Below are 14,162 nucleotides of genomic sequence, written 5' to 3' on the forward strand. Positions count from 1 at the left end.
GGCCTCGTACCGGGTGGGAATCCACCGAGGCGGGAATGGTCACAGTGACCGGTGGCAAGGCCTTGTTGGCCGGATCAGCCTTCCCAGTGTAGCCGCCATGGCCGGTTTGTAGAAAACCTCCAATGGAATCCCGTCATCCCGCCACTAGTGTTCAAAACGCAGGACCATACCGATTTCTTCCCCAGACGAGAGAGCTGCGATGGACAACACACCGCTTGATGCACCGGGTTCCACCAGCGCTGCTGCCGAGGGTTCACCCCCGCCGGCAGTCCGCCGCAGGCAGCGGGGATGGAAGCCCGGCGACCTGTCCCTGATTGCTGTTTTCGCCGCACTTACGGCTGCCTTCTCGGTTCTGCCCGGCATTCCGCTGGGTTCAGGGGTGCCGATCACGCTGCAGACCCTGGCGGTGATACTGACGGGAATCCTCCTCGGCCCCGGCCGCGGTGCGGCAGCCGTAGGACTGTTCCTGCTCGCGGGTCTGGCCGGATTGCCCGTCTTCAGCGGCTTCCGCGGCGGCCTTGGCGTGCTGGCCGGCCCCACTGCGGGTTACCTGCTGTCCTTCCCGCTGGCTGCCGCCGTTGCGGGCGTCCTTGCCGGTATTGTGCTGCGGCGGGCGAACCGGGCGCGGTTCCCGTTGCTGTTCGCTGCCGGGCTGGCCACCAGTTTCCTCGTGGTCCACCCTGCCGGCATTGCCGGGCTCATGGTTAATGCCCACCTGCCCTTTTCCGGCGCCCTGGTTACGGATATAGCGTTCTGGCCCGGCGACGTCCTCAAGAACATGCTCGCCGCGGCGGTGGCGGTCAGTGTGTTCAGGGCGTTCCCCCGCATGGCACCGGCCACCCGGCGGCGCCCCTGATGCCACGCATTGCCCTGGACAATGTTTCGGTGCTGCCGTCCGCCGACGGGACTGGCGCTGGGACTGGCGGCGGGAGTGGCGCCGAGCCGATCCTGCGTCCCTTCTCGTTGCAGTTCACCAACCCCCGTACGGCGGTGATCGGTGCCAACGGCTCGGGGAAATCCACCCTCCTGAAGTTGATCAACGGTCTGGTGCTGCCCGATACCGGAACCGTCACCGTGGACGGCCTGGATACTGTGCGCCAGGGTGCTGCGGTGCGGCGGCGGGTGGGGTTTGTCTTCACGGATCCGCTGGCCCAGCTGGTGATGCCCACCGGCAGGGACGACGTCGAGCTTTCCCTGCGCGCGTCCGTACGCAATCGGTCCGAGCGCCGTGCGGCGGCCGAGGAACGGCTGGATTCATTCGGCCTTCTCCCCCTGGCGGACCGCAGCATCTACGACCTGTCCGGGGGTGAACGCCAGCTGATGGCACTTGCTTCGGTCCTGGCCGTTGAGCCGGCGGTCCTCGTGGCGGATGAACCGAGCACCCTCCTGGACCTGCGCAACACGGCCCGGTTGCGCAGGACGCTTGCCGGGCTGCCGCAGCAAGTCATCTACACCACCCATGACCTCGAGTTTGCTGCCGACGCAGATCGGGTGCTGGTGATGGACTGCGGACGGGTGGTGTTCGACGGCGACCCCGGGGAGGCTGTCACCAGATACCGTGCGATGGCGCTGGACCTGAGGTGAAGAGGCGTTCAGCCGGGCTGGCTTCAGCCGCGCTCCTGACGGGCGGATACCGGGCCGGAACCTCCCTGCTGCACAGGGCACCGCTAGCCCTGAAGGCTGTAGTCCTGGTGCTGCTCTCCGCGGTGGTGCTCGCCTCGTCATCCTTTGTGGTGCAGGCCTCCGCTGCGGTGCTGGTGGCCGGGCTTTATGTCCTGGCACGGATGGTGCGGGAGTTGTGGGTGCCCTTGCGGCTGATGTGGCCGCTGCTGGTCCTGCTGGCTGCGGTCCAGGTGTGGATGGAAGGACCGGCTGCGGCAGTGCTGGTCACCGGCCGGATAGTGCTGTGCGTAGTAGCCGCCCGGCTGTTGACGCTGACCACGGCGCCCCAGGAACTGATGGACGGGCTGGCAGCGCTGGCCCGGCCGCTGACGTGCCTGGGGGCGGACCCGGAGCGGTTCGCCCTGACGCTTGCCCTGATGATGCGCAGCCTTCCGTTCCTTCTCGGTTCGGCAGGCGAAGTCCGCCAATCAGCAATGGCCCGGGGACTGGAACGCAACCCGAGGGCATTGGCGGTGCCCGTGGTCATCCGGGCGGTGGCGTATGCCCACCAGACCGGTGAAGCCCTGGCCGCCCGTGGGTTGGGTGAACCAACGCCGCAGCAGCCCTCCAAACGGAAGCATGCTGGCCGTCAGGGATAATCGATGGCATGAGTTTCAACGAAAACGCGCGCCTTGATTCCTCGCGAGTGAGCGACCGGCGCGGCAAAGGCAAAGGCATCGCTGTTGGCGGAGGGCTGGGCGGCGGACTGCTGCTGATCCTCTCCCTGTTCTTCGGCTCCGACGTTATCGATGGGCTGGGATTAAGCGACGGCGGCGCCTCCTCCGCTGGGCAGGGCCAATCCGAAAGCATCAGCACGTGCCTGAACGGCGAGGATGCCAACGAACGCCTGGACTGCCGCATCCTCGGTACTGCGGAGAGTTTGGACAGCTTCTGGGAACCGCAGCTCGCTGAGCGCGGTGTCACCTACACCGAGCCCGGCGTGGTGCTGTTCTCAGACCAGACCACCACGGGCTGCGGAGCTGCAACCAGTGCTGTGGGGCCCTTCTACTGCCCCGCCGATGAACAGACCTACTATGACACGGCGTTCTTCTCCGACCTGGTGAACAGCTATGGTTCCTCCGGCGGACCGCTGGCCCAGGAGTACGTGGTGGCGCACGAATTCGGCCACCACATCCAGCAGCTCACGGGATCCAGTACAGGCCGCAATGCCGACCCGCAGGGACCCGAGTCCGCCTCGGTCCGGACCGAGCTCCAGGCCGACTGCTATGCGGGCCTCTGGGCACGCCATGCGGCGTCTACTCCCGCACCGGGCAGCGACGTTCCCTTCCTCGCACCGTTTACCGAAACGGACATCAACGACGCCCTCTCGGCTGCCTCTGCCGTAGGTGATGACCGGATCCAGGCTTCCGCCACGGGGCAGGTCAATCCGGAGAGCTGGACGCACGGCTCGAGCGAGCAGCGCCAGGCGTGGTTCCTGGCGGGCTACAACGACGGCGGCTCCTTGGAAACGTGCGACACCTTCAGCGCCGCTGACCTGTCACGCCCGTAAGGGTTTCCATCCGGCTCAGCACCCGTGCCCGCGGAGCCACCGCCCGCGGTGCCCCGAGCGAACCGCTCACATCCGGCCCAGCAACTCCCGCAAATCCGTAGGATCGGCATCCCCCGGAGGACGAAAGTGCACGGTGCGAATGCCGAGCGCCCGTGCAGCGGAGATATTTGCCTCGTTGTCGTCGATAAAAACCACGTCGCCGGGCTCTGCGTGCAGGTCCTTCAGGACGAGCTCGAAGATCCGGCGGTCAGGTTTGGTCATTCCCAGCGGGCCGCTGAAATAGGTCTTGGCAAAGTGCCGGGCCCATGCTGAATCGCGAAGGTAGCGCCGGGACATTTCCGTCGGCATGTTCGAAAGCACAGCCAGCTTCGCGCCTTCGCCTTCAAGGGCCCGCAAGATGCCGGCTGTGTCCGGGTTGAGGTGGGACCACTGTGCTGCGTCCAAGTCCTCCAGCACCCGCACCCGCTCCTCGTCCGCCTCGGGCAGGGCAAGCACGGCGGCCCAGTACGCAGCCGGACTGAGCAGGCCCGCGTCATAGCTTTCCCGGTGCGTCCAATAGGGGCTCGCGGGATCCTGCAGATGCTGGCCGGTCTCCAGCTTCAGTGCGGCCCAGTCTGCCGGCTCCGGCGCGGTGGAGATCACCATGCCGTAATCGAACAGGTACCAGGTGCCGGGCTTGGAAATGTCCTCGGTGTTCCCCATGCGGCGAACCCTAGCAGCGGATGTCAACGGCCATAACCGGTTCTCCTCCGCTTGACCGGGTCCCGGCAACTGACATAAGTGTCCGTGCCTTCCGGCCAGCACACGGAGGCGGCAGTGACTGGCGTGTCAAGAGTGACCAGCTGCCGCTTCAATGCATACTGAATTCCGATTCCGGAAGCCCTAGAGGTAAGGAACCTCAGTGAAGAAGAGTTATGGACTGCCCGCACTGCCCGTCTTGGCCTTGTCACTGGCTTTGTCTACCGCACTGTCAGGCTGCGGCCAGGACAGCAGGGATGACCCGGCCGAAGTCCGTTCGGACGTACGAGCGGCCTTTGCGGAGTACCAGTCCGCGGCAGCAAAGGCGGCCAAGACCATGAACGAAAACTTTGACGCCTATGAAGCCAAGTTTCAGGATGCTTTGAGCCCTGAAGAAATGACGAAGTTCAAAACCGGTGACTATGACACGGTTGAAGAAAATTACGACGCCCTGAAACCCGAGAGCCAAAAGGCGTTGGCGGACTTTCACGCGGAGTTCAACCCGATGTCCGGTTCCTACCACTGGGAGGGGATGAGCGATTCAGACCGCGCCATCATCGGGTACAACTCCATGCTGATCACTGCGTTTACGGACGAGAACGATGCGAAGGCGGCGGCGGACATCGCGGATGAGGACATCATGGTCATCGATGCACGGCACGCGGTAATCATGTACGAAGATCCGGACCACGACGCGTCGACAACCAGCAGGGACGTTTTCATGGTGAAAGTCGGAAAAGACTGGAAGATTGACGGAGCCAAAGAGTTCGAGGACTACGTCAAGCCGAAGGAGGGGTAGCCGGCGCGACGCTGCTAGGCCGCAGGTTGGCCCACATTGACTTCGGTAAGGTCCCGGCAGAGCAGCCACTGTCCCTCTGTTAGCCGCCAGGATTCCATCAGCAGCGCACGCGCCGTGTTATCCCCGCCCACCCGGTAGGTCATCTCGTAGAACACCACCGCTTCGTCGCGGCCGCGCGGGGCTACAGTACGGAAATCGGCATGGACCGTGCAGCCCTTCAATGCAGAGACGGTAGCGCGGAAACCCTTCCGAGCCGTCGCACCGTCGAACGGCTCGGCAGACGCAGCCGCGGAGCCCAGCCATCCGTGGTACTCCGGCGCCAGGAACGCCTCGATGGGTGCACTGTCTCCGGACGCCATGGCCGCGTTCCAGGCAGTGAGGTACCGGTCGTGAAAATGGTCTGTGCTTGCAGTATTGCCCATGGCGCGAACGCTAGCAGCGCCGGCTGGGATGCTGATACCGACACGCAAAGAGCCGCCCCCGGAAAATCCGGAAGCGGCTCTTTGCCGTATCCACAGCTGCTAGATGTTGAACCCGAGGGCGCGCATCTGGTCGCGGCCGTCGTCGGTGATCTTTTCAGGTCCCCACGGCGGCATCCACACCCAGTTCAGGCGCCACTCATCAACGACGCCGTCCAGCGCCTGCGCGGTCTGCTCTTCGATGACGTCGGTCAGCGGGCAGGCCGCAGTGGTCAGCGTCATGTCGATCAGCAGTGCGCCGTCCTCGGCGTACTTCAGGCCGTACAGCAGGCCAAGGTCAACGACATTCACCCCCAGCTCGGGGTCAATGACGTCCTTGAGGGCCTCTTCGACGTCCTCAAGGGACGTGGAGGCCAGATCGGAGTCGCTCATTATTGCTCCTTCAGCTGTTCCGAATTACGCGCCGGCCGCGGCGTTGGCGCCGGTGAAGCGGTCGTAACCCTCTTCTTCGAGCCGGTCGGCCAGCTCCGGGCCGCCCTGCTCGGCAATGTGTCCGTCAACGAAAACGTGGACGTAATCGGGCTTGATGTACCGAAGGATACGCGTGTAGTGCGTGATCAGCAGCGTACCCATGCCGCCCTTGGAGTGCTCACGGTTCACGCCTTCGGACACAATCTTCAGGGCGTCGACGTCGAGGCCGGAGTCGGTCTCGTCGAGGATGGCGAACTTCGGGTGGAAGAGCTCGAGCTGCAGGATCTCGACGCGCTTCTTCTCGCCGCCGGAGAAGCCTTCGTTGACGTTGCGCTGGGCGAAGTCGGCGTCGATGCGCAGGTCACCCATGGCAGCCTTGACGTCCTTGGTCCAGTGGCGCAGCGAGGGGGCTTCGCCGTCGAGGGCGGTCTTGGCGGTGCGCAGGAAGTTGGTCATGGTGACGCCGGGAACCTCGACCGGGTACTGCATGGCCAGGAAGAGGCCGGCGCGAGCACGCTCGTCCACGCTCATGGCCAGGACGTCTTCGCCGTCAAGGGTGATGGAACCGCTGTCCACGGTGTAGCGCGGGTGGCCGGCGATGGTGGAGGCCAGGGTGGACTTGCCGGAGCCGTTGGGGCCCATGATGGCGTGCGTCTCACCGGTGTTGATGGTCAGGCTGACACCCTTCAGGATCGGCTTGCGGCCCTGTTCGGTCTCAATGCTGACGTGAAGATCCTTGATCTCAAGAGTAGACATGCGAGTTGGCTTTCTCCTTTGCACCCAGAGGTGCGTAACTAAGCGTTGGGGATGGAAGGCGGCTCAGGTTCGGGTGCCGGATCGCTCCGGCACCCGAACCCGTGTCCTAGTAGGCTCCGGAGGCTTCGAGCTCGCGCTCGACGGCGTCGGTGAGACGCTCTTCCAGGGCGGGAACCTTGATCTGCTGGATGATCTCGGTGAGGAAGCCCCGGACCACCAGGCGGCGGGCGGTGTCCTCGGGGATGCCGCGTGCCATCAGGTAGAACAGGTGCTCGTCGTCGAACCGGCCGGTGGCGCTGGCGTGGCCGGCACCCTCAATGAGCCCGGTCTCGATTTCCAGGTTCGGCACGGAGTCGGCACGGCCGCCGTCGGTCAGCAGCAGGTTGCGGTTGACCTCGTACGTGTCGGTGCCTTCTGCTTCCTTGCGGATCAGGACGTCGCCAACCCACACGGTGTGCGCGTCGCGGCCCTGCAGGGCGCCCTTGTACATCACGCGGGACTTGCAGTTGGCCACTGCATGGTCCACGAAGAGGCGCTGCTCCAGGTGCTGGCCGGCGTCGGCGTAGTACAGGCCGAACATTTCCACGTCGCCGCCGGTGGCGGTGAACTTGGAGGACGGGGTGACACGCACCAGGTCGCCGCCGAGGCTGACGACGACGTGCTTGAACTTCGCGTCGCGGCCAATCTTCGCGTACTGCGCGGAGGCGTGCACGGCGTCGTCGTCCCAGTCCTGGACCGAAACAACGGTGAGTTCTGCGCCGTCTTCGACAACAATTTCGACGTTCTGCGACAGCACGGCCGAGCCCTTGTGGTCCAGGACCACAACACCCTTGGAGAACTTCTCCGCAGTGATGACGATGTGCTGGGCGGCCGGGTCCTTGCTGACGCCGTTGATGGTCAGCGTGACGCTGCCGTCAATAACAGTCTCGGCGGGGATGGTCACGGACGTGGCCTCGCGGAAGTCTTCCCATGCGGCAGCGGCAACCCGGTCTTCGGGGATGCCGGCCGAACCGACGCGGGCGTCGGTGCGGGCAATGCTCTCCACCCGCACGCCGTCCGGCGCGACGACGGCCAGCTCGGGAGCCGTACCGTCCAGGTCCGCGGTGTGCAGTCCGCGCAGGCGCTTGAGCGGGGTGAACCGCCAGTCTTCTTCACGGCCGGTCAGTTTGCCGAAGTCAGCCCGGTGGAAGGACGTGGTGCGTCCGGCGCGCGAGCTGTCCGGGATGCCCTCTCCGCCGCCGTGGCTGTGGGACTTGCTGCTGTCGCCGCCCAGCGGTGAGGAGTCATCGTTCAGCGGGGAAAGGTTTTCGCCTTCCTCGGTGAAGCCGTCAATGCGCATCCGGTTGGTTTCCTTCGGGGAAACAACCTTCGCCTTGACCTCCTCCACTACATTGCTGACCTTTTCGGTCACGGTTTCGACGACGTCGTTAAGCTTCGACATTAACCGACGGCTCCTTCCATCTGGAGTTCGATGAGGCGGTTGAGTTCAAGGGCGTATTCCATCGGCAGTTCGCGTGCAATCGGCTCGATGAAGCCGCGCACGATCATTGCCATTGCCTCGTCCTCGGGAAGGCCGCGGGACATGAGGTAGAACAGCTGCTCCTCGCTGACGCGGGAAACAGTGGCTTCGTGGCCCATGGTGACGTCATCTTCGCGGATGTCCACGTACGGGTACGTGTCCGAGCGGGAGATGGTGTCCACCAGCAGGGCGTCGCAGCGCACGGTGTTGGCCGAGTGCGTGGCGCCTTCGCGGACCTGGACCAGGCCGCGGTAGGCGGCGCGGCCGCCGCCGCGGGCCACGGACTTGGAGATGATGGAGCTCTTGGTGTTGGGGGCAATGTGGACCATCTTGGATCCGGTGTCCTGGTGCTGGCCCTCGCCGGCGAAGGCGATGGACAGGGTCTCACCCTTGGCGTGCTCGCCGACCAGGTATACAGCCGGGTACTTCATGGTGACCTTGGAACCGATGTTGCCGTCGATCCACTCCATGGTGGCGCCCTCGTGTGCAATGGCACGCTTGGTGACCAGGTTGTACACGTTGTTGGACCAGTTCTGGATGGTCGTGTAACGGACGCGGGCGCCCTTCTTCACGATGATTTCCACGACGGCGGAGTGCAGTGAGTCCGAGGTGTAGATCGGTGCGGTGCAGCCTTCGATGTAGTGGACGTAGGAATCCTCGTCCGCAATGATCAGCGTGCGCTCGAACTGACCCATGTTTTCCGTGTTGATGCGGAAGTAGGCCTGTAGCGGGATTTCCACGTGGACGCCCTTGGGGACGTAGACGAAGGATCCGCCGGACCACACGGCAGTGTTCAGCGAGCCGAACTTGTTGTCGCCAACCGGGATGACCGTGCCGAAGTACTCCTGGAACATTTCCGGGTGTTCCTTCAGCGCGGTGTCCGTATCCAGGAAGATGACACCCTGGCGCTCCAGGTCCTCGCGGAGCTGGTGGTAGACCACCTCGGACTCGTACTGGGCGGCGACGCCGGACACCAGGCGGCCGCGCTCGGCCTCGGGGATGCCAAGCTTTTCGTAGGTGTTACGGATATCCTCGGGGAGGTCTTCCCAGGTGTTGGCCTGCTTCTCCGTGGAACGCACGAAGTACTTGATGTTGTCGAAGTCGATGCCGGAGAGGTCTGCGCCCCAGGTCGGCATGGGCTTCCGGTCGAAGTACTTCAGGCCCTTGAGGCGAAGGTCCAGCATCCACTGCGGCTCATTCTTCTTAGCCGAGATGTCGCGGACAACTTCCTCGCTCAGGCCGCGCCGGGCGGTGGCGCCGGCGACGTCGGAGTCTGCCCATCCGTACTCGTATGTACCGATGCCCTCGAGTTCAGGGTTCTTTTCCAGGATGTCTGAAATAACAGACTCCGGCACCATGGAAGGTGCCGTCGGCTTCTGGGTTACTTGATCCGTCATCACGGCCTTTCTTGCTGATGAATGGATGTGGACTGGGGGGTCTCGGCGTGCAGTGGAACCTGCGGCGCGGATCTGTTCCGACCCACGGGAATGTGGGTCGTACAAACGTGTCCGCCCCGGGACAAAGTGGACAGTCTGCGGACGTCCACGTCCAGAAGGCGGGCAAAAACTTCGGTCTCCTTGTCACAGAAGACGGGATAGGCCGTGGCTAATCCCTGTATGGGGCAGTGCGCCTGGCACAGCTGGATGCTAAGCAGCGTACTCTTCTTCGCCCCGGCGCCGATCATGGTGGTTGATGCCACGAAGCCGTCCTTGCTCAGTTCCGCGGACAGCGCCTGGGCGCGGTCGGCGACCTCGGGGCCTGCGGCGTCGACAACGGGACGGTACCGTTCCTCCATCTGGCCGAAGCGTTCGGCCGCGAAGGCCTCGATGGCCTGCGGGCCCAGTGCTGCACCCAGCTGGCGCAGCGCTTCGGTGGCGATGTCCAGGTAGTCATTGCCCAGATATGCCTGGCCCTGCGGACTAAGCACGTAGCGGCGGGCCGGGCGGCCGGCTCCGGATGAGGAGTTCCGCACCAGCTTGACCTGGATCAGGCCCTTGGTGGACAGGGCGTCGAGGTGGCGGCGCACGGCTGCCGGCGTGAAGCCGAGCCGTTCGCCCAGCTCAGCCGCACTGACCGGGCCGTGTTCCAGAACCGCACCCAGCACCTTGTCCCGGGTGCGCTCCTCCGCTTCGCGGGCAGCGCTCGGCGGGGCCGCCGCCTTCGTATCAGAGTTGCTCACAGAATACACAACACAAGCATGACCTAATCTGTTCCCTGATTCCACTAAGGCAAGGCTTGCCATCGGCCGTGCCGGACCCGGCAGTGCCTCGTGCGGGAGCTTGTACTACCTAACGTAGAATATGCAGGTGCCTAACGATGAACCCTGCCTGACCATTAAAGGTCTGATCAAGGACTGTGGCCCGGTTGCTGGTTTGGACGGCAAGATGGTCCGCGTGCTGGCCGGCGTCGACTTTACTGCCCGCCGCGGCGCCGTCACCGCCCTCCTTGGCGCCAACGGCGCCGGCAAGACCACCACCCTGGAGTGCGCTCAGGGCCTGCAGCCCATAGACGGCGGGGAAATCCGGCTGCTCGGGCAGGACCCTTACCGCGCCGACGCCCACCTGCGCAGCCGCGTAGGCGTGATGCTGCAGGAAGGCGGCCTGCCGCCGTCGGCCCGTCCCGTGGCCCTGCTGGAACACGTTGCCCGCATGTACGAGTCGCCCCGTCCGGTGGCCGAACTCGTGGAGCGGCTGGGTATTGGAAGCTTCGCCAACACCGGCATCCGGAGGCTCTCCGGCGGCCAGAAGCAGCGGCTGGCCATGGCGGCGGCCCTCATCGGCCGGCCCGAGGTGCTGTTTTTGGACGAGCCCAGTGCCGGGCTGGACCCGCAGTCCCGGCAGATTGTCTTCGACCTGATTTCCGAACTGCGCTCCGAGGGCCTGGGTATCATCCTCACCACCCACTTGATGGACGATGCGCAGAAGCTTGCGGACTACGTCTACATCATCGACGCCGGCAAGACCGTTGCCTCCGGTACCGTGGCCGAGCTGACCTCGGCCACCGGACATCAGGCCGAGCAGCGCCTGCTGACGTTCGACGCCGACCCGGGCCTCGACGTCGCGGCCCTCGCGTCAGGTGCCCTGCAGCACCTGGACATTGCCGAGGCAGCCCCCGGCCACTACGCCCTGCGCGGTGCCCTTACTCCTTCGGACCTGGCCGCCGTCGCCGCGTGGTGGGCGGAGCGGCAGATCCTGCCGTCGTCGGTCCATATGGCCTCGCGCACCTTGGAAGACGTGTTCCTCGACCTTTCCGGAAGGACCATCCGTTGAGCGCTCCCGCTTCGCTTCCGGCACGCATCCTGAACCAGGGCCGCTATGAGGCCGTGATGATGCTGCGCAACGGGGAGCAGCTGATCCTCGCCGTGGTGCTGCCGCTGATGGCCATGGTGGCCCTGGTGGTCACTCCCCTGCTGGACGGCTACGGCACCAGCCGGATCAATATGGCCACGCCGGGCATCTTCGCGCTGTGCGCCATGTCGACTGCCTTTACCGGGCAGGGCATCGCCACGGGCTTTGACCGCCGGTACGGGGTGCTGCGGTACCTCTCCACCACCCCGCTGGGCCGGGCCGGACTGATTGCGGGCAAGGTCATTGCCGTTCTCGCCGTGCTGTGCATCCAGGTGGTCCTGGTGTCCGTGGTTGCGCTGCTGCTCGGCTGGCGGCCGGAGCTGGCAGGCCTGGTGCCCGCAGCCTTGCAGCTGGCCCTGGGCGCCGTTGCCTTCACGGCTCTTGGCCTGCTGGTGGCAGGAACCGTGCGACCCGAGGCCACACTGGCCATAACCAACCTGCTGTGGATACTGCTGGCAGCCGCCGGCGGTATCATCATCCCGGTAGGCAACCTGCCCGACCTCCTGCAGCCGTTCATCGAAGTCCTGCCCTCGGCCGCCCTTGGGGACGCCCTGCGGTCCGCGCTGATCGACTCGCAGTTCAATATTTCCGCCACGCTGATCCTTCTGGCGTGGACAATACTGGGCGGCCTGGGTGCTGTCCGCTGGTTCAAATGGAGTTAGCTACCGTGTCATCAACCTCGGCCGGAGTTCCGGCCCGGCAATCCACCGGTCCCCTGCCTGCGGCAGGACGGTTGATCCGCTCCCTCGCCGTGGCCTCGCTGGTGGCCAACATCGTTATTGTGGTGACCGGCGGTGCGGTCCGCCTGACCGCCTCCGGCCTTGGCTGCCCCGAGTGGCCGCTGTGCACCGCCGACTCGCTGGTGACGACGCCGCAAATGGGCGTGCACGGCATCATCGAGTTCGGCAACCGGATGCTGACCTTCGTGCTGACCGCTGTTGCCTTTGCCACCGTGTTCTCCGTCTGGCGGATCCGGGCCCAGCGCCGCGACCTCTGGTGGCTGTCCATCGGACTGCTCGCCGGCATCCCGGCGCAGGCCGTGGTTGGCGGCATCACCGTGCTCACCGGCCTGAACCCCTGGATTGTGGGCCTGCACTTCATCATTTCCATGGTGCTGATTGTCGCCGCCGTGGTGTTTGTGAACCGTGCCTGGCTGTCCTCCGGAGACCTGGCCGTCCGTCACGCCCCGCTTGCCGGCAAGACCCTTCGCCCGCTGCTGGGCGCCATGGGCGTCCTTTCCGGCATCACCGTGCTGCTCGGCGTCATGGTCACCGGTTCCGGTCCGCACGCGGGAGACCACGGTGCGGCCCGCAACGGGCTCAACCCGGACCTCATTACCCGCGTCCACGTGGTGCCCGTCTATCTGCTGGTCTTCGCGCTGGCGGTTGCCCTTTACCTGGTCTTCCGCCGCACGGCCGACGCCCGGGTGCGCAATGCGGTGGTGCTGCTGGCCGTCGTCGTCCTGGCCCAGGCCGTGATCGGCTACACACAGCATTTCCTGCACCTGCCGATCGCCCTGGTGGCACTGCACATGCTCGGTGCATGCCTGCTCACTGCTGCGGCTGCGCAGGCGGTCTTTACGGGATATGCCAAGCAGGTCCCCGGCAGCGCCGGTGATGCTGCCGCTCCGGTGTCCGGTGCCCCTGCCGGGCGCTAGGCCGCACTGACTTAACGCTAACGGCCGGGTCCCCTTCGGGGCCCGGCCTTTTTGCTGCCGGGTACCTGCAGTGGAAGGGTTCCGGGCACAGTCCCGCGGACAGTGCCGTTCCCGGACCTTCCGTACAGCTGATGCGGCCTGAGAGCCCGCCAGGCCGCGTTACCTGTACAGGAGACGGCGTGAGCAGGGGCTTTGGGCGCTCTTTCGGACAGCTGATGCGGCTAGGCTGCCCGCCGGGCCGCATTACCTGTACAGAAGGGGGCAAGGGTACCGGCCCCAAACACAGCAGTGGCCGGACCCCCGAAAGGACCCGGCCACGCAGGAACCGTAAAAGCTAGACCAGCGAGCTGCCCACAAACGGGTCCACGGCCAGGGCCAGGAACAGGATGGTGAGGTAGCTGATGGACAGGTGGAAGACCTTCATGGCCGACTTGTCGTCAAGCTCCTCGCGCTGTGCACGGGAATGCAGCTTGTGGGACTCCGCCACGAACCATGCACCGGCCAGCACTGCGGCCACCGTGTAGACCCAGCCGGCTCCACCGGCGGGAACCAGCAGCAGCGAGCAGGCCACCGTGGCGTAGGCGTACAGGACCACCTGGACCGAGACGAGCTTGGCTCCGGCAACGGCGCCGAGCATGGGCACGCTGGCGTTGCGGTAGTCCTCGCCGTACTTCATGGACAGCGGCCAGTAGTGCGGCGGCGTCCACAGGAAGATGATCATAAAGAGGATGACTGCGGGCCATTCCACCTTGTTGGTGACGGCAGCCCAGGCAATCAGCACCGGCATGCAGCCGGCCATTCCGCCCCACACGATGTTCTGGGTGGTGCGCCGCTTGAGGATCAGCGTGTAGAAGACCACGTAGAGCAGGATTGCGCCGACGCCGAGCAGGCCGGTCAGCGGATTGGCGCCGAACCAGAGCAGGGCGATGGCCACGATGCCCAGCACCCAGGCGAAGACCAGCGCTTCCCGCGGGGAAACCTCGCCGGTGACCAGCGGACGGTTCTTTGTCCGCTTCATCAGCTTGTCCATGTCGCGGTCGATGTAGCAGTTGAACGCACCGGCGCTGCCGGCCGCCAACGCCCCGCCAACCATGGTGGCCAGGATAAGGCCAAGCGAGGGAAGGCCCCGCTCCGCGAAGATCATGGTGGGCAGGGTGGTTACGAGCAGAAGCTCGATGACGCGTGGTTTGGTGAGCGCCACGTAAGCCCGGGCCTTGCGGCCCGCCGTCATCTTCCCCGTGTAGATAGGGGATTCGGCATGCTGGGTAGTCACGAAGCGATCAC

The 14,162-nt window shown here is 65.2% G+C and carries 16 protein-coding genes; 8 read left to right on the forward strand and 8 right to left on the reverse strand.

What is annotated here, in order from left to right; all coding sequences use genetic code 11:
* Positions 1-199: 199 nt before the first annotated feature.
* The 4 genes from LOC57_RS08445 to ypfJ are packed head-to-tail and all read left to right on the forward strand — an operon-like array spanning position 200 to position 3,172.
* Positions 200-856 carry a biotin transporter BioY gene (locus LOC57_RS08445; protein WP_229959129.1) on the forward strand — a complete coding sequence of 219 codons (657 nt, stop codon included), beginning with the start codon at positions 200-202 and terminating at the stop codon, positions 854-856.
* A complete protein-coding gene (locus tag LOC57_RS08450; protein WP_229959131.1) occupies positions 856-1,584 on the forward strand; it encodes an energy-coupling factor ABC transporter ATP-binding protein in 729 nt (242 codons plus the stop codon). The genes LOC57_RS08445 and LOC57_RS08450 overlap by 1 nt, the downstream gene beginning before the upstream one ends.
* Positions 1,581-2,261 (forward strand): energy-coupling factor transporter transmembrane component T family protein, encoded by a 681-nt coding sequence (locus LOC57_RS08455; protein ID WP_229959133.1) that lies wholly within the window; start codon positions 1,581-1,583, stop codon positions 2,259-2,261. Before LOC57_RS08450 ends, LOC57_RS08455 begins: the two co-directional genes overlap by 4 nt.
* 8 nt (positions 2,262-2,269) lie before the next feature.
* On the forward strand, positions 2,270-3,172 hold the full coding sequence (ypfJ, locus tag LOC57_RS08460; RefSeq protein WP_227911344.1) for a KPN_02809 family neutral zinc metallopeptidase: 903 nt from the start codon (positions 2,270-2,272) through the stop codon (positions 3,170-3,172).
* A gap of 66 nt (positions 3,173-3,238) precedes the next feature.
* Here ypfJ and LOC57_RS08465 read toward each other — a convergent pair whose 3' ends face one another.
* Positions 3,239-3,874 carry an HAD family hydrolase gene (locus tag LOC57_RS08465; RefSeq protein ID WP_229959135.1) on the reverse strand — a complete coding sequence of 212 codons (636 nt, stop codon included), beginning with the start codon at positions 3,872-3,874 and terminating at the stop codon, positions 3,239-3,241.
* Positions 3,875-4,073: 199 nt separating this feature from the next.
* Between LOC57_RS08465 and LOC57_RS08470 the strand changes: the two genes are divergently transcribed.
* Positions 4,074-4,709: a hypothetical protein gene (locus tag LOC57_RS08470; protein WP_229959137.1), complete on the forward strand. Its 636-nt coding sequence runs from the start codon at positions 4,074-4,076 to the stop codon at positions 4,707-4,709.
* Between the two features lie 14 nt (positions 4,710-4,723).
* Here the strand turns inward: LOC57_RS08470 and LOC57_RS08475 are convergent, their stop codons facing one another.
* The 6 genes from LOC57_RS08475 to LOC57_RS08500 form a co-directional block, all read right to left on the reverse strand.
* Complete coding sequence (locus LOC57_RS08475; RefSeq protein WP_227926312.1) at positions 4,724-5,131, reverse strand: DUF4440 domain-containing protein; 408 nt, start codon at positions 5,129-5,131, stop codon at positions 4,724-4,726.
* A 99-nt stretch (positions 5,132-5,230) separates the two neighbouring features.
* Positions 5,231-5,560, reverse strand: coding sequence for a metal-sulfur cluster assembly factor (locus LOC57_RS08480; protein WP_227911340.1), 330 nt, complete (start codon positions 5,558-5,560; stop codon positions 5,231-5,233).
* Positions 5,561-5,584: 24 nt separating this feature from the next.
* Positions 5,585-6,355, reverse strand: a complete 771-nt coding sequence (sufC, locus tag LOC57_RS08485; protein ID WP_227911339.1) for a Fe-S cluster assembly ATPase SufC — start codon at positions 6,353-6,355, stop codon at positions 5,585-5,587.
* A 106-nt stretch (positions 6,356-6,461) separates the two neighbouring features.
* Complete coding sequence (gene sufD, locus LOC57_RS08490) at positions 6,462-7,694, reverse strand: Fe-S cluster assembly protein SufD (protein ID WP_227911584.1); 1,233 nt, start codon at positions 7,692-7,694, stop codon at positions 6,462-6,464.
* Between the two features lie 101 nt (positions 7,695-7,795).
* Entirely contained in the window at positions 7,796-9,271 is a 1,476-nt protein-coding gene (gene sufB, locus LOC57_RS08495; protein WP_269437332.1) for a Fe-S cluster assembly protein SufB, read from the reverse strand.
* Positions 9,271-10,062, reverse strand: coding sequence for a helix-turn-helix transcriptional regulator (locus LOC57_RS08500; RefSeq protein WP_229959139.1), 792 nt, complete (start codon positions 10,060-10,062; stop codon positions 9,271-9,273). Before LOC57_RS08500 ends, sufB begins: the two co-directional genes overlap by 1 nt.
* Positions 10,063-10,174: 112 nt before the next feature.
* Here LOC57_RS08500 and LOC57_RS08505 point away from each other — a divergent pair, with 112 nt between their 5' ends.
* The 3 genes from LOC57_RS08505 to LOC57_RS08515 are packed head-to-tail and all read left to right on the forward strand — an operon-like array spanning position 10,175 to position 12,878.
* Positions 10,175-11,143: an ABC transporter ATP-binding protein gene (locus LOC57_RS08505; protein ID WP_229959141.1), complete on the forward strand. Its 969-nt coding sequence runs from the start codon at positions 10,175-10,177 to the stop codon at positions 11,141-11,143.
* Entirely contained in the window at positions 11,140-11,883 is a 744-nt protein-coding gene (locus LOC57_RS08510) for an ABC transporter permease (RefSeq protein ID WP_227911336.1), read from the forward strand. The genes LOC57_RS08505 and LOC57_RS08510 overlap by 4 nt, the downstream gene beginning before the upstream one ends.
* 5 nt (positions 11,884-11,888) lie before the next feature.
* Entirely contained in the window at positions 11,889-12,878 is a 990-nt protein-coding gene (locus LOC57_RS08515) for a COX15/CtaA family protein (protein ID WP_229959143.1), read from the forward strand.
* A 334-nt stretch (positions 12,879-13,212) separates the two neighbouring features.
* Here the strand turns inward: LOC57_RS08515 and LOC57_RS08520 are convergent, their stop codons facing one another.
* Entirely contained in the window at positions 13,213-14,109 is an 897-nt protein-coding gene (locus LOC57_RS08520) for a heme o synthase (RefSeq protein ID WP_227911582.1), read from the reverse strand.
* Between the last annotated feature and the right edge of the window lie 53 nt (positions 14,110-14,162).

The sequence above is a fragment of the Arthrobacter sp. zg-Y750 genome (assembly GCF_020907365.1).
In the GTDB taxonomy this organism is placed as follows: Bacteria; Actinomycetota; Actinomycetes; order Actinomycetales; family Micrococcaceae; genus Arthrobacter_B.